At 44.4% G+C, this 18995-nt stretch carries 17 protein-coding genes; 9 read left to right on the top strand and 8 right to left on the bottom strand.

The features are described from left to right. Nucleotides 1–7: 7 nt before the first annotated feature. The 3 genes from VCHENC03_RS06870 (at nt 8) to VCHENC03_RS06880 (ending at nt 2281) form a co-directional block, all read left to right on the top strand. Nucleotides 8–778, top strand: coding sequence for an ABC transporter substrate-binding protein (locus VCHENC03_RS06870; protein ID WP_009707114.1), 771 nt, complete (start codon nt 8–10; stop codon nt 776–778). Between the two features lie 81 nt (nt 779–859). Beyond that, nucleotides 860–1600, top strand: a complete 741-nt coding sequence (locus tag VCHENC03_RS06875) for an ABC transporter permease (protein WP_005437461.1) — start codon at nt 860–862, stop codon at nt 1598–1600. A gap of 3 nt (nt 1601–1603) precedes the next feature. Continuing rightward, nucleotides 1604–2281: an ABC transporter permease gene (locus tag VCHENC03_RS06880; RefSeq protein ID WP_009707113.1), complete on the top strand. Its 678-nt coding sequence runs from the start codon at nt 1604–1606 to the stop codon at nt 2279–2281. A gap of 70 nt (nt 2282–2351) precedes the next feature. Here the strand turns inward: VCHENC03_RS06880 and xthA are convergent, their stop codons facing one another. Beyond that, a complete protein-coding gene (gene xthA, locus VCHENC03_RS06885; protein WP_009707112.1) occupies nt 2352–3158 on the bottom strand; it encodes an exodeoxyribonuclease III in 807 nt (268 codons plus the stop codon). 177 nt (nt 3159–3335) lie between these two features. Here xthA and VCHENC03_RS06890 point away from each other — a divergent pair, with 177 nt between their 5' ends. Next, nucleotides 3336–5453: a methyl-accepting chemotaxis protein gene (locus VCHENC03_RS06890; protein WP_009707111.1), complete on the top strand. Its 2118-nt coding sequence runs from the start codon at nt 3336–3338 to the stop codon at nt 5451–5453. Between the two features lie 91 nt (nt 5454–5544). On the opposite strand, the gene rsmS is transcribed toward VCHENC03_RS06890, so the two are convergent. From rsmS to dinG, 4 genes are read right to left on the bottom strand one after another with little or no spacing between them, the layout of a single operon-like run. Then, the gene (rsmS, locus tag VCHENC03_RS06895) at nt 5545–5709 is read right to left on the bottom strand and encodes a pleiotropic regulatory protein RsmS (RefSeq protein WP_009707110.1); all 165 of its coding nucleotides are present in this window, start codon (nt 5707–5709) and stop codon (nt 5545–5547) included. Continuing rightward, on the bottom strand, nt 5709–6254 hold the full coding sequence (locus VCHENC03_RS06900) for a primosomal replication protein (protein ID WP_009707109.1): 546 nt from the start codon (nt 6252–6254) through the stop codon (nt 5709–5711). Before VCHENC03_RS06900 ends, rsmS begins: the two co-directional genes overlap by 1 nt. Further along, nucleotides 6251–7036, bottom strand: a complete 786-nt coding sequence (locus VCHENC03_RS06905) for a sulfite exporter TauE/SafE family protein (protein ID WP_005437454.1) — start codon at nt 7034–7036, stop codon at nt 6251–6253. The genes VCHENC03_RS06900 and VCHENC03_RS06905 overlap by 4 nt, the downstream gene beginning before the upstream one ends. Nucleotides 7037–7050: 14 nt before the next feature. After that, entirely contained in the window at nt 7051–9126 is a 2076-nt protein-coding gene (dinG, locus tag VCHENC03_RS06910) for an ATP-dependent DNA helicase DinG (RefSeq protein ID WP_009707108.1), read from the bottom strand. A gap of 516 nt (nt 9127–9642) precedes the next feature. Between dinG and VCHENC03_RS06915 the strand changes: the two genes are divergently transcribed. Beyond that, nucleotides 9643–10683, top strand: a complete 1041-nt coding sequence (locus VCHENC03_RS06915) for a porin (RefSeq protein WP_009707107.1) — start codon at nt 9643–9645, stop codon at nt 10681–10683. A 76-nt stretch (nt 10684–10759) separates the two neighbouring features. Further along, on the top strand, nt 10760–11437 hold the full coding sequence (locus VCHENC03_RS06920) for a DUF2057 family protein (protein WP_009707106.1): 678 nt from the start codon (nt 10760–10762) through the stop codon (nt 11435–11437). A gap of 81 nt (nt 11438–11518) precedes the next feature. Here the strand turns inward: VCHENC03_RS06920 and VCHENC03_RS06925 are convergent, their stop codons facing one another. Then, a complete protein-coding gene (locus VCHENC03_RS06925) occupies nt 11519–12229 on the bottom strand; it encodes a pseudouridine synthase (RefSeq protein ID WP_009707105.1) in 711 nt (236 codons plus the stop codon). Nucleotides 12230–12600: 371 nt separating this feature from the next. On the opposite strand from VCHENC03_RS06925, the gene VCHENC03_RS06930 reads away from it, so the two are divergent. After that, on the top strand, nt 12601–14826 hold the full coding sequence (locus tag VCHENC03_RS06930; RefSeq protein WP_009707104.1) for an NADP-dependent isocitrate dehydrogenase: 2226 nt from the start codon (nt 12601–12603) through the stop codon (nt 14824–14826). A gap of 157 nt (nt 14827–14983) precedes the next feature. Here VCHENC03_RS06930 and cspD read toward each other — a convergent pair whose 3' ends face one another. After that, complete coding sequence (gene cspD / locus VCHENC03_RS06935) at nt 14984–15202, bottom strand: cold shock domain-containing protein CspD (protein ID WP_005437446.1); 219 nt, start codon at nt 15200–15202, stop codon at nt 14984–14986. 713 nt (nt 15203–15915) lie between these two features. Between cspD and clpS the strand changes: the two genes are divergently transcribed. Continuing rightward, the gene (clpS, locus tag VCHENC03_RS06940; RefSeq protein WP_005427554.1) at nt 15916–16236 is read left to right on the top strand and encodes an ATP-dependent Clp protease adapter ClpS; all 321 of its coding nucleotides are present in this window, start codon (nt 15916–15918) and stop codon (nt 16234–16236) included. A 48-nt stretch (nt 16237–16284) separates the two neighbouring features. Continuing rightward, entirely contained in the window at nt 16285–18555 is a 2271-nt protein-coding gene (gene clpA, locus VCHENC03_RS06945; protein WP_005437445.1) for an ATP-dependent Clp protease ATP-binding subunit ClpA, read from the top strand. Between the two features lie 185 nt (nt 18556–18740). On the opposite strand, the gene infA is transcribed toward clpA, so the two are convergent. After that, the gene (infA, locus tag VCHENC03_RS06950; protein WP_001040192.1) at nt 18741–18959 is read right to left on the bottom strand and encodes a translation initiation factor IF-1; all 219 of its coding nucleotides are present in this window, start codon (nt 18957–18959) and stop codon (nt 18741–18743) included. Nucleotides 18960–18995 lie beyond the last annotated feature (36 nt).

Raw genomic sequence — 18995 nt, 5'->3', positions numbered from 1 at the left:
TATGGAAATGAAAAAGTGGTTATTAGCAGCAACGCTTGCTGCGACGGCAGTGTCTGGTATGGCTCAAGCGAAAGAATGGAAAACCGTTCGCTTTGGTATTGAAGGCGCTTACCCTCCGTTTAGCTGGACAGAAACCGATGGCTCAATCAAAGGCTTTGACGTAGACATGGCAAATGCACTTTGTGAAGAGATGCAAGTTAAGTGTCAGATCGTTGCTCAGGATTGGGATGGCATCATTCCTTCTCTACTTGCCCGTAAATACGATGCGATCATTGCGGCAATGTCGATCACTGAAGAACGTAAAAAGAAAGTCGACTTCACAGGTAAGTACGCTCAAATTCCAAACAAATTCATCGCTAAGAAAGGCGCAGGTTTAGATTTTGATAATCTGAAAGATGTGAAAGTTGGTGTTCAACGTGCGACGACACATGACAAGTACTTGACGGACAACTACGGTGACGATGTCGAAATCGTTCGTTACGGTTCATTTGACGAAGCCTACCTAGACCTAGCTAACGGTCGTATCGCTGCTGTATTGGGTGATGCATCTGCCCTTGAAGAAGGCGTACTAAACAAAGCGGGCGGTGAAGCGTATGAGTTTGTTGGTCCTTCTTTAACTGACCCTAAATGGTTTGGTGAAGGTATGGGGATTGCCGTTCGTAAACAAGATAAAGATTTGACGAAGAAACTAGACGCAGCGATTAACGCGCTACGTGAAAAAGGTGTTTACCAAGAAATCGCGGGTAAATACTTCAACTACGATGTTTACGGCGACTAAGCCGTAGCTAAGCGACCGTTAGCTTGTTCCTAGAAGTCGCTAACGGTCGATTTTTGAGTTTTAGGGATTAGGAACTCACCTATGCTGGATCTACAAGGATATGAAGCCTCGATTTTAAAAGGGGCGCTAGTAACCATCGAAGTCGCCGTACTTTCTCTGATTTTAGCCGTTGTTCTTGGCATGCTTGGCGCCTTGGCAAAGCTTGCGCCTTACAAGTGGGCGAGGGCAATCGCGACGCTATACACCACCATCATTCGCGGTATCCCAGATTTGGTTCTGATGATGTTGATCTTCTTTGGTGGTCAAATTCTATTAAACAACAGTCTTTACTCTATCAACGAGACGCTCAATGAATGGTTTACCTCTAGTAATCCTGATCACGAGTGGACGTCTTACTTGCCAGATTACATTGATGTCAGCCCGTTTATTGCCGGTGTATTGACCATTGGCTTTATCTTTGGCGCTTATATGGCGGAGACATTCCGCGGAGCGATCATGGCGGTAGACAAAGGCGAGTTGGAGGCGGCAAAAGCTTATGGCATGAGCCCCGTAATGTCTTTTCGAAGAATTCTCTTACCACAAATGATTCGTCATGCCTTACCCGGCTTTGGTAATAACTGGTTAGTGTTGCTCAAGACGACAGCTTTGGTGTCTATCATCGGTTTGGAAGACATGGTCCGTATGAGTTCATTGGCAGCAGGTACAACCAAAATGCCGTTCACCTTCTATATGGCCGTCGCGATCATCTTTTTGTTCTTTACCAGCGTTTCGACCGGTTTGCTTAAGCTGGTTGAACGTAAATTCAGTATTCACGCGAGGTAAGCCATGGATTTTTCATTGATAATTGAAAGTTTCCCGGTCTACCTAGATGGATTGTGGACGACAGTATGGTTAGTTGCTTTAGCGCTTGTGATTGGTCTATGTGTATCAATTCCATTAGCTATCGCACGTCACAGCACGAATTACGCGTTAAGTTTGCCGTCATGGGCGTTTATTTACTTTTTCCGCGGGACGCCGCTGTTGGTGCAGCTTTATCTCATTTATTACGGTATGGACCAATTCTTCCCAGTGAAAGACACCCTTTGGGAGCATGCTTGGTTCTGTGCCATGGTGGCTTTCGTTCTTAATACTTCGGCTTACACGGCGGAAATCATTCGTGGTGCGATCAATGGTTTGCCAAAGGGCGAAGTAGAAGCAGCAAAAGCATACGGCATGAGCAAGTTTATGACTTACCGTCGTATCATCTTGCCAAGTGCGCTTCGCAGAGCGTTACCTGCTTATTCGAACGAAGTCATCTTTATGCTTCACGGCAGTGCGGTTGCAGGTATCATCACCATCATGGACCTAACTGGTGCCGCGCGATTGGTGAACTCAAGATACTACGCTCCGTTTGAGTCCTTCTTGACGGCAGGCCTGTTCTATATGGCGTTGACATTTATTATTCTTTGGTGCTTTAAAATTGCCGAGAAACGTTTCTTGGCGTATCTAAGACCATTGAGCTAGTACATGCCTATTGTTCTGATACGTAAAAGAAAGAGCGCCAATTGGCGCTCTTTTTGGGAAAGAGATTCGACTATTTGAAAGTAGACCAAATAGGGGCGTGATCTGACGGTTTTTCGATCCCACGTAGTTCGTAATCAATGTCGGATTCGATACATTTCTTTGCTAACGATGGCGTTGCTAAAATCACATCAATACGAAGGCCACGGTTGTCATCGAAGCCGCGAGAGCGGTAATCAAACCACGAGAAACGATCGTCGACTTCTGGGTGCAAGTTACGGAAAGTATCTTCGAAGCCCCAATCTAGAAGGGTGTGCAACCATTCGCGCTCTTCTGGTTGGAATGAACATTTGCCTGTTTTCAACCAGCGTTTACGGTTTGGTTCGCCAATGCCGATATCTGCGTCAATTGGACTGATGTTAATGTCGCCCATGACAATCAATTGTTCATCGTTAGAGTGGTGATCGTTCAGATAAGTCATCAAATCTTTGTAGAACTGACGTTTGTATGGATACTTGGTTTCGTGAGCAATGTTGTCACCTTGAGGGAAGTAACCATTTAGAACCGTTACCTTCTCTCCGTTCTCATCTTCAAACGTCGCCATAATCATGCGCTTTTGATGTTCTTCATTGTCGGTTGGGAAACCTTTTTGAACGCTGATTGGCTCTTGTTTACATAGCATAGCCACGCCGTAGTGCGCTTTCTGGCCGTGAAAGTAAACTTTGTAACCCATCGCTTCGACATCTTCGATTGGAAAAGCTTCGTCGTGTACTTTGATTTCTTGAAGGCCAATAACGTCTGGCTGGTGCTTGTCGATAAGCGCTTGTAGTTGATGCAGACGCGCACGAAGTCCATTGATGTTAAAGCTAATTACTTTCATTTTTTATCCTTCTGAGAGGGCGTGTTTGAGCATGATGTTACCATCGCAAAGGCGAGCTGAAAACGGTTCTCATGTGATCAAATTAAGTTTAAAGAATTGTTAAATATGTAATTGCTATTGCGCCTGCGTATGGTTTAATGAGTCTCAAAAATGAGTTTGCTTGAATAAGGATGTTGTATGCGAACCCTATCTGTGCAGTGGAAAATCACGTTACTTTCCGGGCTTTGCCTGCTTGTTACTTCTTTATCTTTAATTGGCTTTTCAGTTTACAACGCGCTCAGCAACCAAAAATTGTTGCAACAAGAGAGCAGTGCGTCTGTTGTTGAAAAGTCGGAACAACTTTTACAAACCCGTGCGCTATTAAATGCGACGGAAGTGTCTGAGTACCTCAACGAAGCGACGTATAGAGCCGAAATGTTGGCTGCGAACGCGTTATTCTTCAAATCTAACTCAGAGGAGAATTTTGGTGCGAGTGAAGATCTTCGGTCTGCTTTGAATGAAATGATTCGACAGGCAGTTTTGCGTTTTGATGCGATACAAGCTGCGTACTTGGTGTTTAATCCGGACATGCTAGACAGTGAAGACTCTAACTACAAAAGTGCCGACTATGTGGGTTCTAATGAAGCGGGACGATTTGCAACTTATTGGTCAAAGGCAAACAACGGCGAAAATGTATTCGCCAAGACACTCAGTGAGAAAGCGCTGAATCAGAATGAGAACGCTGAACATTTTTATTGTCCTATTTCTTCTGGCCAAACGTGTATTGCTTCACCTCGATTGAACAGCAATGACACTGGCAATTTCCTCACGACTTCCATTTCTATTCCTTTAATTGTGGAAGGCGTTCCTATCGGCTTCTTAGGGATCGAACTTCGTTTGGATCAGTTGGCGAAGATTGCGACCAATTCTGACCAAAGTTTGTTTGCAGGAGCCGGAAACGTATCAATGATCAGCCTTGATGGCACGTTACTCGCGTCGGATGATTCAGCGAATACCATTGGTCAACCTTTTGTCAGTTCAAACCTGTCCAACGATAAGCTAACCGATTTCTTATTTGGGGGAGAAGCGGCAGTGGAATGGAACGCTTCAGGTGAGTGGATGACGGTTTTCTCTCCTATTCAAGTTGCCAACCAGACTTGGGGGGTGATCTTTGAAATGCCGCGTTCCGCCGTATTGGCTGATGCAGACATGCTAGATACCTTGATCACGACGAACATGGAAGAGGGCATCATCATCGAGGTTAGTGTCGGTGTTGTTCTAGTGCTAATTGGGTTAGCCACGACAGCGTTATTGGCAAAAACCATTGTAAGGCCAATTCGAGAGGTCGTACTTCGCTTGGAAGACATTGCAACGGGAGAAGGGGATCTAACCCAACGTTTGGATGTGAAATCACAGGATGAAATTGGCCAGTTATCAAACGCATTTAACCAATTTTTAGCGCGATTACAGAGCACGATAAAAGAAGTGGTGGACACGTCACGGCAAATGGCGGACAAAACCGAACATGCGAAGCTGGTGGTTGCGGCGACAAGAAGCAGCAGTGATGCACAATTCAAAGAAGTTGATCTCGTTGCCACTGCCGCTGAAGAGATGACGCAAACCGCGGCGCTGGTGGTGCAAAATGCGGAGGTTGCGGTGCATGCAGCTTCAGCAGCGAGCAAGTCAGCCGAGAAAGGGCAGCAAGTGATTCAAGCGTCTGAGCAACAAATGCAAGCGCTTCTTTCTACTATGATGAAAGCCGTTCCTGTGGTTGAAGAGTTGGCAAATAACAATGCAAGCATTACAGAAATTCTGACAGTCATTGAGGGCATCTCTGAGCAAACTAATTTATTAGCGCTTAATGCTGCTATCGAAGCCGCACGAGCAGGTGAACAAGGTCGTGGTTTTGCTGTAGTTGCGGATGAGGTTCGAAATTTAGCAAGTCGTACTCAAAGCTCTGTAGGGGAAATACGGGATGTGATCGCTAGTGTCCAAACGGGCACACAGGCGGTAGTGGGAGCTATTACAGAGGGTAACCAAAAAGCACAATCTTCAGCTGAACAAGTCAATATGGCCGTAGAAGAATTGCAAAGTATTTTTGAGTCTATCGCTGCTATCAATGACATGAACAGTCAGATCGTCAGAGCGGCCGAAGAGCAGCAATCGGTATCAAATGAAGTGAATCAAAGTGTGGCGAATATCCGCGATCTTAGCAGCGAGATCCTCAATCAGGCTCATACATCAGAGAGTGCTGGTTTAGAGATGGAATCGTTATCTGACCAACAACAGGCGTTGATGGCGCAGTTCAAAGTCTAATGGATTTTGAGCCACTCTTGTCCGCGCAATACAAAGGGGAGCATTGATGCTCCCCTTTATTGTGTTTAAGTGTTTGTTTCCCGATAGCGCTTTATTCAGCTTTGAGCTTATTTTCCAGATCGCTTTGCACAATCTTAATCGCTTTCAACGCGGTTTCTGGATCGATCTCATTGGTTTCTAGTAAGTAAATCAAATCCACAGCAAGTTTGATCTCTGCTGGTGCGTCATCTAAAGGAGAGTTTTGCTGTTCTGACATTACTGGTTCTTTTCCCTATGAGTGATTTGGTTTTCTAACTTCAGCAAAGCGGCTTCACAACGTTCTAGTCGTTGTTCTGTTGCCAACAGTACTTTTTGCGCTTCTGCGCGCGCAAAGCTCGGAGCCGTTTCGACCGCTCTTTGCTTCTCTAACACCATTTCTCGTAGGCGGCGCGCCCATTCTTGGTGCTGCGCCAACTCCTGATACATTACGTTGATCGGCTTTCTAAAGTGGCTGCTGTGTTTGATTTCACCCTTGCGGATCTTTGTAGTGGATATCTCACGTTGAATTGCTGTGATTTGTGCCACTAGCCTTTCAGTTAAATACTCTGCACGTAAAGCGGTAAGTTTGCCTTCGTTTTGCTCACGTATGATTGCATCAAGTGTGGCTTTGGCTTCTTTTACACATGGCGTCAGTAAACGTGAGCGACAGTGAAATAAGCGTTCATCAAACAGGTGGACATGGTGTTCACCACGTTGACGATCAAGCATCGCGGCTTGTTTCGACATCTGCTCTAAGTTTTCAGAAAGTTGCTTAATGTTCATGTTAATCCCACAAACCACGCATCATAAGCAAGCTTAATTGCTAGCACGCTCACGACCGTTACAAACACAGGGCGAATAAATTTAGAGCCAAATCGAATCGCAGAATGGGCTCCGACAAAGGCTCCTGCCATTAAACAAACCCCCATGGTTAAGCCTAGCACCCAGTTGATATGACCTAAAACAGCAAAAGTGATAAGAGAAGTGAAGTTGCTGGTGAAGTTCATGGCTTTGGCTAAGCCCGACGCCAATAAGATGTTGAGTCGATACAGAGCCATCGAGCTTACTGTCCAAAACGCCCCTGTCCCGGGGCCTGCCAGTCCATCATAGAAGCCGATGGTAAAACCTTGCATGTATTGCTTTTTGTTTAGCATTGGGCAGGGTTCAGGGGTAGGGCTCTGATGTGTTGACTGAGGCGTTTTGTGGAACACTGTGTACATTGCAGCAGCAAGAATAATCAGAGGTAACACTTTTTCTAACCACTGTGTACTGATGGCATCGACAAACAATGTTCCTAGTGTTGCGCCAATGAGGGTTGCAACAAATGCTCTCCCCCAACATTGAGGTTTAAATAGGCGCTTTTTGTAGTAGGTAAATGCCGCAGTAGAAGACGCAAAAGAGGCGGCAAGTTTGTTTGTGCCCAATGCAATATGAGGTGGAAGCCCTAACGACAACAGTGCAGGCACGGTTAACATACCGCCGCCGCCGGCTACGGCATCAATGAATCCAGCAACAAAAGCGACTAGCGCCAACACCAACAGCATGGTTGGCTCAATCATTTCCATAAATAGTTATTCTTCTAATATTCGATCTTGCGTTTAAACGGAGGAAGCGAATCAATTAATGATTGCCCGTAGCGTTTTGTTACCAAACGTCTATCAAGGATGGTCACTCTACCAGAATCTCGCTCTTTGCGCAGTAAACGACCGACACTTTGGATGAGCTTTTTACTCGCATCTGGCACGGTAATCTGCATAAACGGATTGCCACCTTTTTTCTCAATGTATTCTGAATGCGCTTGCTCTACTGGAGAGGTTGGCACACCAAATGGAATCTTGGTGATGACAAGGTTTTCTAGCAGTTCTCCTGGCAAATCAAGACCTTCAGAGAAACTTCCTGTACCAAAAAGAACGCTGGTTTTTTGTTGATCTACGAGCTTTTTATGTTTTTTTAGAATTTCTGCGCGTGAACTTTCGCCTTGTACCTGCAGTACCCAGCCTCGTTTGATGAAATCTGAGCTTAATGCATCCGCCACTTGGTTCATTTGCCAATAAGAGGAGAATAATACCAAGTTCGCTTTGTTGTCTTCTAAATACTTAGGCAAAATTTCAATAAGATATTCGGTAAACTGCGGCGCTTGGGGTTCGTACTTCATCGCAGGGATTAAAAGCTCTGCTTGATTCTGATAGTCAAATGGAGAAGCCAAAGCCAAAAATTGAGTGCCAGACTCCGGTTTTGCATCGACCCCAACTTGGTGGCAGAAGTAGGTAAACGAGTTTAGCGCGCGCATCGTCGCAGAAACTAACACCGCTCCAATGCATCGGCTCCAGATCTGTTGGTCGAGTTGCCACCCAATTTCTAGCGGTGAAACACTGACAATGTAATCGCCTTCTCGATCTGGGTGTTTCTCTAACCATCGAGCTAAAGGTGCACCTTTGTCACGAGTAGGCTCTGCCATTAGGTTCCATACTTGCGCTAGGTTTTCCAAGCGCTGAATGTAAAAGCCTAATTCAGCTAAAGCAGGCTCCGCTAATCTTGACGATAGTTCACCATCTTTAACGCGTTCAGCAATCAAATCGGCGATCTTAGCCACGCTTTGATTCGCTTTCTTACTCAGTTGTTTTAGATCTTTAGACTGGTTTTCTAACCAAGTTGGTAGCTCGCCATGTTCAAAACGATAAACGTTCTCTTCAAACTGCGCAGGGTCAAACTGCTTGGTTAATTGGTTTAACGCAGGGATCAGTTCCTGTACCGACTCTTGTAGATCATTACGGAATCGGCCAACACGTTTTTCATCAGTTAATGAAGAAAACTTAGTGATGGATTGGTTGAGCTTTTCTAGCCATGCCGCAGCCCCTTTCAAGCTTGCTGAAGCAGAAGCATGGTCTCGCGCAACATGAGGCAGGTGATGAGCTTCATCAAATACGTAAATCGTGTTTTCTGGTTCTGGGAGAATGACTCCGCCACCTAAATCGGCATCTGCCATAACCAATGAGTGATTCGCAATAATGACATCATTTTTATCTAGCTCTGCACGGGCCTTTTGGAAAGGGCAGTTACGGTGTGCAGGTAAGCTATTGTTACAGCTGTGCTTATCGCTGACTATCAATTGCCAAATGTGGTCATCGATCGGTTTTGGCCATGAATCTCTGTCTCCATCCCATTTACCTTGAGCAAGAGAGCGGTACATGGTTTCCAGAAGCTCGATGTCTTTCTTCTTTGGTTTAGTCTCGAACATGGCAAGTTGGCCACCATCAACGCCGCTCGCTGTTGCAAGTTTCTCTGCGCAGCAGTAGCGCTGACGACCTTTCGCCAGAATAAAAGAGAACTCTCGATCCGTAATTCGGCGGAAGAGAGGGAGGTCTTTATTCACTAACTGTTCTTGCAATGCCACGGTGGCTGTTGAAATCACCACTTTGCGATTGTTGTAAACCGCCACAGGAATCGCGGCCATCAGATAAGAAAGTGATTTACCGATGCCAGTACCTGCTTCGGCAACCAGCATACGATTTGATTTGTGGTATTGCCCGCATAGCGTTTTAGCGATCTCGGCGACGAGGTAGTTTTGTGCTCGTCTCGGAACAAAGTTATCCAGTTGAGCTTGCAAGTTTTGATAACTGGTTCGAATCGATTTTTGGATGTTACTGGTTAGCATACGGGCCTCAAATGCGTTGGTGGCGCATAGTAGCACACATCACTGGTTCTACAGTAGTTCACAAAACGGAATGCTTTTGTGCGGAATGTAGATCTTGTTCACAAAAAAATATTGAACCTAAACTAAATGAAAATAATTTCATTAGGTGAAAAATATAAAACTTCAAAAATACCACCTGAGTGGTTTTTTGTTCTAATTAACTTCTATTTTAATTAATTGAATGGTGTTTTCTATTTGTTATTAATGAATCACTAAATTACGAAAAATCAAGTTGCTAGTTTAGAACTTCATCGAATAATTTAAATATAAAATCTCAAGTGTATGTATTTTAAGGTTATTTTTATTTTTTGATGTTGCGGTTTAGAAAATTTGACAGGCAGAATAATCTTTTGCACTCTAGTGCCCAGATTTTGCAGACCAATCATTGTTACGTTTCGATAACAAGCGGTTTCAAAAATATAAAAAAAGGGAATCGGACAAGGATATCCCGAACTAAGAAAAGGCAGTGGATTAATTATGAAAAAGACTCTATTAGCACTAGCAGTTGCTGCAACAGCAACTACTGTGAATGCAGCTGAAGTATTCAAATCTGACGAAGGTTCTGTAGATTTCTACGGTCAGCTACGTCCAACTCTTCTACTTACTGAAGGTAACGACCATGAGCCAGAGCTAAACACTAGCTCTTCTCGTATGGGTGTTAACGGTGTTTACATCGTAAACGACAGCCTAAAAGTTCTAGGTGAAGTTGAAGTTGGTGTTGCTCTAGGTGACAACTACAACGCTGGTAACGACTCAAGCGAGCGTACTGACGATACAGTATTCGTACGTCGTCACATCTTCGGTTTTGACATGGGCGATGCTGGTACTGTACGTATCGGTAAAGAAGGCACATGGGCTGATGACGTTTACTTTGCTGACTACTCATACTTCTTCGGCGGCAACGCTGCAGAAACTGCATACGGCCACGCTTGGAATAACGATTCTCAAATCAAATACGCATTCGAAAACGATGCTTTCTGGCTAAAAGCTGGTTACGCGTTTGGTGAAAACGACACAAACGAAGAGATCGCAGAACTGTTTGTAGGTAAGTCTTTTGGTGATCTTTCAATGCACGCTGGTGTTTCTTCAACAAACCACGTAATCAAGATCGCAGACGTTGACCCAATTAACAGTGACCGTCTGTCTTTCGAAGTAACTGGTGAGTACGCACTAGGCGAGCACACTCTAGGTGCAACTTACTACTACAACGAAGAAGAAAACAGCCTAGGTGCAAAATCTGTAACTGTTGATTCTCACTACATCACTCTTGCAGGTATGTTCTCAGTTGCTCCTAAGACAACTCTTTACACTGGTTACGAATACCTAGGTCAGTCTTCTGATGAAGCTGGTAAAGTAGACGCTGATTCTTCATGGTTCTACGCTGGTGTTGAGTACAAGTTCTCTAAATGGGCACGTGTATTTGCAGAAGCTGGTTACACATTTGAAGGTACTGACTTCGATAACGAGACTACTGAAGATGCTACTAACTTCGGTCTAGGTGCTCGTTTCTACTGGTAATCAAAACCCAGTTTGATATTGTAAGACCCAGCTTTATGCTGGGTCTTTTACTATTGGAGATAAGGATTTAATTTCTATGCAGTTATCATTAAAAGTGGCGATGGCACTTTCTGTTTTTGCCAGTACAAACCTATATGCTGCAACAACCTTGGTTGTTCCTGAAGATGTGAAGTTATTGGCTGTTAATATGGAGAAGCCAAAGTTGGAGGGTGGTCTTTTCTCAGATGAGAAGACGATTGAAATCCCAGATGGAACCAACCAGATTGTCTTCAAATACCAACCAGAGTTTGAGATTAATGATAATATCAAAAATGTCTACGGTGACGTGATTATCGCTAAGTTCGATGTGAAAAATGAAGAACTAAAATTCGAACTACCTGAATTCAAAACTTACCGTCAAGCGGAAACAAACATTTCTCCTCTAGAGTGGCAATTGCTTGATTCTAAAGGTCAGCCTATCGATCTTGTTGAAGACGTTCTTGAATCCGATGGCGTTCAAATTGGTCGTAACTACGCTCAGGAAGCTCGCAACTATAATATTGCTGGTGGGGTAGCTGGAGTTGCTGTGACAGTTGTGACAGTAAACCAACACAGCCAAGCGGTTACTGGCGTCGAGCCTAAAGTAGTTGCTACAACTGACGCACAGCCATCAACAGCACAAGACAGCCAAATGGTTGATCTACTTAAGACGATGTACCAAAAAGCAACACCACAAGAAAAAGAAACCTTTAAGAAGTGGGTTGCTCAACAATAATCGTTATTAGTGACGACAAAAACTAAAAAAGCAGGCATAGACCTGCTTTTTATATTTTTTGAGGTGAGCATCTTTTGATGTTTAAAACGGAAGTTTGATTTCTCGCCACTCTCCCGGCTTTAAATCGTCAAGCACAATACCGCCCATCGAGTAGCGAACCAAACGCAGTGTTGGGAAGCCGATGTGTGCGGTCATGCGTCTTACCTGACGGTTTCTTCCCTCTGTAATAGTGATTGCCAACCAAGTTGTTGGAATGTTAGCTCGAAAGCGAACTGGTGGGGTTCTATCCCAGATCTCTGGCTCTGGCATTACTTCGACTTTTGCAGGTAATGTCATGCCATCTTTCAACTCAACGCCTTTACGTAGCTTCTCTAAGTCTTCTTCAGTCGGAGCTCCGTCAACCTGTACCCAGTAAGTCTTCGGTGACTTTGATTGGGGCTGCGTTAACTTTGCCTGCAAGATGCCATCATTTGTTAGCACCATTAGACCTTCGCTGTCTCTATCTAATCGACCTGCTGCGTATACGTCTTTTACTGGGATGTAGTCAGCAAGTGTTTTACGGCCATCGCCATCGGTAAATTGGCTTAACGTGTCATAAGGCTTATTAAAAATGATCACTTTACGATCTTCTGGTGCAATGCGAGGTTTAGTTGGCTTTGAAGATCGAGTAGGGCGACTAGGTCGATTTTTCGCCTGGCCATTTGAATGGTTTGGCTTACCGGAGTGTTTAAAATGGCTTGGTTTTGATTGGCTACTACGGCGACCTTTTTCATGACCCGTGCGAGATGACATGTTAACTACCTTGCAAAAATGTAAATGAACTGTGTTTGAAAGTTTTATGTTTTCTTCTAATCGGCTATCATTTGCGCGCCTAAGACTAACAAAAGCGCACAGAATAATAGACTATTTCGTGTTATTTGTTTAATGATATAGCCAAGTTGCTTTTAGTGCGGTGTTTTTGCAAAAGAACCACATGAAAGCAAACTTGGCACAAAGTGCACTCATGGATAGAGAGCCTAAGAGCTCCAAACTATAAAAAAGAGTGCAAACCGCATGTCGCGTTGGTGGGGAGGAATGCACTACTAACGTTAAGCAATGCGTAAATTCAACGAACTCAGTTGCTGAGTTGTTCAGCTTAGTTGAGTAAAAAATAGGGAAATTTCATGCCTACAGAAAAACCTACAATTATCTACACCATCACTGATGAAGCCCCGGCGTTAGCAACCTATTCATTACTACCAATCATTCAATCGTTTACTGCATCGTCTGGCATTAATGTAGATACACGTGATATTTCGTTAGCGGGTCGAATCATCGCTAACTTCCCAGAGCATTTAAAAGAAGAGCAGCGTATCGGTGACGCGCTAACAGAGTTAGGTGAATTGGCTAAGACGCCTGAAGCGAACATCATCAAGCTTCCTAATATTTCAGCGTCAATCCCGCAGCTAAAAGCAGCAATCAAAGAGCTTCAAGCAAAAGGTTACGAACTACCAAACTACCCTGAAGAGCCAAGCACTTATGAAGAAGAAGCGATCAAAGCGACTTACGACAAAATCAAAGGTAGTGCGGTTAACCCAGTTCTGCGTGAGGGTAACTCAGACCGTCGTGCACCACTTTCAGTGAAGAACTACGCGAAGAAAAACCCACACTCAATGGGCGCGTGGTCGGCAGATTCTCAATCTCATGTTTCAAGCATGGCCGACAATGATTTCTTCGGTAGTGAAAAATCGACAACCTTATCTGGTGCAACCGACGTTAAAATCGAATTTGCTGCTGCAGATGGTTCAGTGAAAGAGCTTAAAGCGGCATTCCCTCTACAAGACAAAGAAGTGATCGATTGTTCAGTAATGAACAAGAAGGCGCTAGTTGAGTTCTTCGAGCAAGAAATTGCAGAAGCAAAACAACAAGACGTACTGCTTTCTCTACATATGAAAGCGACTATGATGAAGGTATCGGACCCAGTTATCTTCGGTCACGCCGTTAAGGTTTACTACAAAGACGTATTTGCGAAATACGGTAAGCTGTTTGAAGAGCTAGGCGTTGACGTAAACAACGGTATCGGTGATGTATATGCGAAGATCGAAGCGCTACCTGCAGAACAAAAAGCAGAAATCGAAGCAGCTATTCTCGCGGTATACGAAACACAGCCAGCACTAGCGATGGTTGATTCAGATCGCGGTATTACTAACCTACATGTACCAAGTGACATCATCGTTGATGCTTCGATGCCAGCAATGCTACGTGCTTCTGGCCAAATGTGGGGACCTGACGGCAAGCAGAAAGATACTAAAGCAATGATCCCAGATCGCAGCTATGCAGGTATTTACCAAGCGGTTATCGACTTCTGTAAAGAACATGGTGCATTTGATCCAACAACAATGGGTAGTGTGCCGAACGTGGGTTTAATGGCTCAAAAAGCGGAAGAGTATGGTTCACACGACAAGACGTTCATTCTAGATAAAGCTGGTACTGTACGTGTTGTAGATGCTTCTGGTGCGGTGCTTCTAGAGCAAGCAGTAGAAGAAGGCGACATCTTCCGTATGTGTCAGGTGAAAGACGCGCCAATCCAAGATTGGGTGAAACTTGCTGTTACTCGTGCTCGTGCGACAGGCGCTCCGGCGGTATTCTGGCTAGACGAAGCGCGTGCTCATGACGCAGAACTGATCAAGAAAGTTAACGCATACTTACCAGAGCATGATACTTCAGGCTTAGAGATTAAGATTCTTGCACCAATCGATGCATGTAAGTTCTCTCTAGAGCGTATTAAAGAAGGTCTAGATACCATTTCAGTAACTGGTAACGTACTTCGTGACTACCTAACTGACCTGTTCCCAATCCTAGAACTTGGTACTTCTGCGAAGATGCTATCTATTGTTCCACTAATGAACGGTGGTGGTCTATTTGAGACAGGTGCAGGTGGTTCAGCACCTAAACACGTTCAACAGGTAGAAAAAGAAAACCACCTGCGTTGGGATTCTTTGGGTGAGTTCCTTGCACTAGCGGCATCGCTTGAGCACCTAAGCACCGTTGCTGGCAATGCAAAAGCACAGGTGCTTGCTGATGCACTTGATAAAGCAACGGGTGAGTTCTTAGACAACAACAAGTCGCCATCACGTAAAGTTGGTGAATTGGATAACCGCGGCAGTCACTACTACCTCGCATCTTACTGGGCAAAAGCGCTAGCAGAGCAAACGGTAGATGCTGACCTAGCGGCTGAGTTTGCACCAGTGGCAAAAGCATTGGCAGAGCAAGAAGAGGCGATCGTTTCTGAACTGAACGCTGCGCAAGGTGTGAAAGGCGAGCTAGGTGGTTACTACTCACTGGATGATGCGCTCGCGTCTACATTGATGCGCCCAAGTGCGACGTTGAACACCATTATTAACAAGTAATATATAGATGGTTCTCGCGCTACTTCAGTGGCGCGAATCTAAAACTGATAAAAACAATAAACCCGCTCTTTGGCGGGTTTATTTTTCTCTTTATAAAAGCAGAACTGTGTAGTGCTTCTACAAGAGCAAATGTTTTATCTTTTCGACAGCGCTCTAGTTATTTGGCTTGGCCTTCTACTGGCACGACGCTACTTGCGTGTGAACCTTTTGGACCTTTTTCAACCTCGTATGAGACTTGTTGGCCTGCTTTCAGTGTACGATAACCGTCCATTTGGATAGTTGAGTAGTGGGCGAAAATATCTCCTTCTTCTTCATCTGAACAGATAAACCCAAATCCTTTGGCATTGTTAAACCACTTTACTGTACCTGTAGCCATGCTTTTACATCCCTCATGCATTTTTTACTGATGTTGTTACTTCACCCAAGCTATACCTTTAACTTGGTCTCATTGTTAGCCGTTACTATTTTCGCGATTGCTAACACACGTCGAGTGAGCATATCCATATTCACCAGAATGTTAGAAAACCAACAAACCCAGAATGAGGATTTATGCATCAACACTTTCCACTGTAGTCAATGAATCTCGACAGTCAATAGTGAAAGTCAACAATCAGAAACATATTTGAAAACAAATCACTTTTGAGATTAACATTTTTGCAAACTGTTTCTGGCACATGCGATGGCTTTTAGTCAAAAGGACTGCAAGGGTTTGATATCAAGGGAAGGGATACTAACCAAATTGCCTACATTAGAAGATTCTACTAAATGAATAAAAAGTGATGTTTTCGTGATATTTAGCTCTTTTTCCTCTGTAAGTGTGATCTTGGTGGGTTCGATGATTGTAATAACAAGGGGGAAACAGAGCGCATTTAAATTGATAGTTCTAACAGCAAAAATCGGTTCTAAGTGATAAAAATCTTTTATTTGCGCGCCTGACAGAGGTGCATTAGTCTCTATGTAAGGAAGCAAAATTTATCTATCAAATTCGAATTAGGTGCCACATCTCACTACACCGCATGGCATGCTTATGGTAGATTGTTTTTATAGGTCGAAAACATCAACCCTTTGATACGATATCTTTGAATTGCCATGAGTAAAAATTTTGAATGGGTGACTCCAGACTCTGATCTTCTGGAGCGCGAAAGTACAAAAGTTCAGCCACCAAAGCTATACAACGTTGTACTCAATAATGATGACTATACACCTATGGATTTCGTCATAGAGGTGCTTGAGCGATTTTTTTCACATGATATTGATAAAGCAACGCAAATCATGCTCAAGATCCACTATGAAGGAAAGGCAATTTGTGGCACTTACAGTGCAGAAATTGCTGAAACAAAAGTAGCGCAAGTGACGATGTACTCAAGGGAAAATGAGCATCCGCTACTATGTACTATGGAGCAAGCGTAATAAGAAGACTTGCTCGAGCAACCAAAGTTGTTCTTTCGGGAGGTACTTATGCTAAATAAAGAACTAGAGTCAAGCCTTAACGGTGCATTCGCTCGTGCACGTGACAAACGCCACGAGTTCATGACTGTCGAACACCTCCTACTTGCATTGTTGGAAAATGATGCAGCTAAGGAAGCCCTTCTAGCCTGCAAAGCGGACCTTGATGCTTTGCGTAACGAGCTCGATATTTTTATCGACCAAACAACGCCGCTCATTCCTGAAAGCGATGAGACGCGCGAAACCCAGCCGACATTGAGTTTCCAGCGTGTATTACAACGCGCCGTCTTCCATGTTCAGTCGTCTGGTCGCAGTGAAGTGACTGGGGCAAATGTCCTTGTTGCGATTTTCAGCGAACAAGAATCTCACGCTGCTTACCTACTCAAAAAGAACGATATCTCTCGTTTGGACATCGTTAACTTTATCTCTCACGGCATTACTAAAGCCTCTGGCTCAAATGAAGACTCTTCTTCATCAGACTCTTTCGGCTCAGAAGCGCCAGAAGAAACCAATCCAGAAGAACGTTTGGAAAGCTTTGCAACCAATCTAAACCAAGTGGCGAAAGCAGGTAACATCGACCCACTTATTGGCCGAGACAAAGAACTAGAGCGTACAATCCAAGTACTTTGCCGTCGCCGTAAAAACAACCCATTGCTTGTGGGTGAAGCGGGCGTTGGTAAAACCGCAATCGCAGAGGGTCTAGCGTGGAGAATCGTTGAAGGTCAAGTACCAGAAGTGATTCAAAACAGTGTGATTTACTCACTGGATATTGGCTCTCTACTCGCAGGTACTAAATACCGTGGTGATTTCGAGAAGCGTTTCAAATCGGTTCTGAAGCAGCTTGAGAAAGAAGAAGACGCAATCCTATTTATCGATGAGATTCACACCATCATCGGTGCGGGTGCGGCTTCTGGTGGTCAAGTCGATGCGGCAAACCTGATCAAGCCTCTACTGAGCAGCGGTAAGTTACGCTGTATTGGTTCGACAACGTACCAAGAGTACAGCAACATCTTTGAGAAAGAGCGTGCACTATCTCGCCGTTTCCAAAAGATCGATGTAGTAGAGCCGTCTCTCGACGATACGACTAAGATTTTGATTGGTCTGAAACCTAAGTACGAAGCTCATCACGAAGTGCGTTACACCAATAAAGCGTTGCGTGCGGCAGTAGAGCTATCGGCGAAATACATCAATGAGCGTCACTTGCCAGATAAAGCAATCGACGTTATTGATGAAGCGGGTGCGCGTAGCCGCTTAGCACCAGCAAGTCGCCGTAAGAAAACCGTCGGTGTTGCAGACATCGAAGCGATGGTCGCTAAGATGGCACGTATTCCAGAGAAATCAGTGTCGTCTTCAGACAAAGACATTCTGAAGAACCTTGATGACAAGATGAAGATGCTGGTCTTCGGTCAAGACAATGCGATTGACGCGCTGTCAGAGGCAATCAAACTGTCTCGTGCTGGTCTAGGTGTAGATAACAAGCCTGTTGGTTCATTCTTGTTTGCTGGCCCTACAGGGGTAGGTAAAACAGAGGTGACTGTTCAGCTTTCGAAGCTACTTGGCATTGAGCTTCTTCGTTTCGATATGTCTGAGTACGGTGAGCGTCATTCGGTAAGCCGTTTGATTGGTGCGCCTCCAGGTTATGTTGGTTACGATCAAGGTGGCTTACTAACCGATGCCGTGCTGAAACACCCGCACTCAGTGGTTCTGCTTGATGAAATCGAGAAAGCACACCCAGATATCTTTAACTTGCTACTACAGGTAATGGATAACGGTACGCTGACGGACAACAATGGACGCAAAGCCGATTTCCGTAACGTGATCCTTGTGATGACAACCAACGCAGGTGTTGCTGAGACTGAGAAGAAATCGATCGGTCTTATCCAACAAGATAATAGTCATGATGCGATGGCGGAAATCAAGAAAGTGTTTACACCAGAGTTCCGTAACCGTCTAGACAATATCATTTGGTTCAACAGCCTAGATGAAGCGGTGATCCACCAAGTGGTTGATAAGTTCATCGTGGAACTACAAGTTCAACTGGACGCTCGTGGCGTATCAATGGAAGTATCACAAGATGCGCGTCATTGGTTAGCTCACAAAGGCTACGACAAAGCGATGGGTGCACGTCCTATGGGACGAGTGATTCAAGAGCAGCTTAAGAAACCTTTGGCGAATGAACTTCTATTCGGCTCTTTGGTAGATGGTGGTACTGTGAAAGTGACGCTAGTGAAAGACGAACTTAAGTTCGAATACCTAAGCGAGAAAGAAGCAGCACTTCACTAATTCTTTGTTGAAATCTACTTTAAAAGCGTGCGCCTAGGCGTGCGCTTTTTTGTGTCTGCAAGAATGGGACAAGTCTGTTGATTGTATTGAAACGCCCAAAAGCAAGCTTGGCATTGAGAGCAAAAGACAGGCAATAAAAAACGAAGCCATAAGCTTCGTTTTTTATTGTATTCGAAAATCAGAGATTAACGAGCACGGAAGACGATGCGGCCTTTAGATAGGTCGTATGGAGTCATCTCTACAGTTACTTTATCACCAGTAAGAATACGGATGTAGTTCTTACGCATCTTGCCAGAGATGTGTGCAGTCACAACGTGACCGTTTTCAAGTTCAACGCGGAACATAGTGTTTGGTAGAGTGTCAAGCACAGTGCCTTGCATCTCAATTACGTCTTCTTTAGCCATTTAATCCTCTTTAGAAATTAGGCGGTATTAGCGCGC

This window comes from Vibrio sp. HENC-03 (assembly GCF_000305755.2).
Taxonomy (GTDB): domain Bacteria; phylum Pseudomonadota; class Gammaproteobacteria; order Enterobacterales; family Vibrionaceae; genus Vibrio; species Vibrio owensii.
This window is presented reverse-complemented; position numbering and strand designations above follow the sequence as displayed.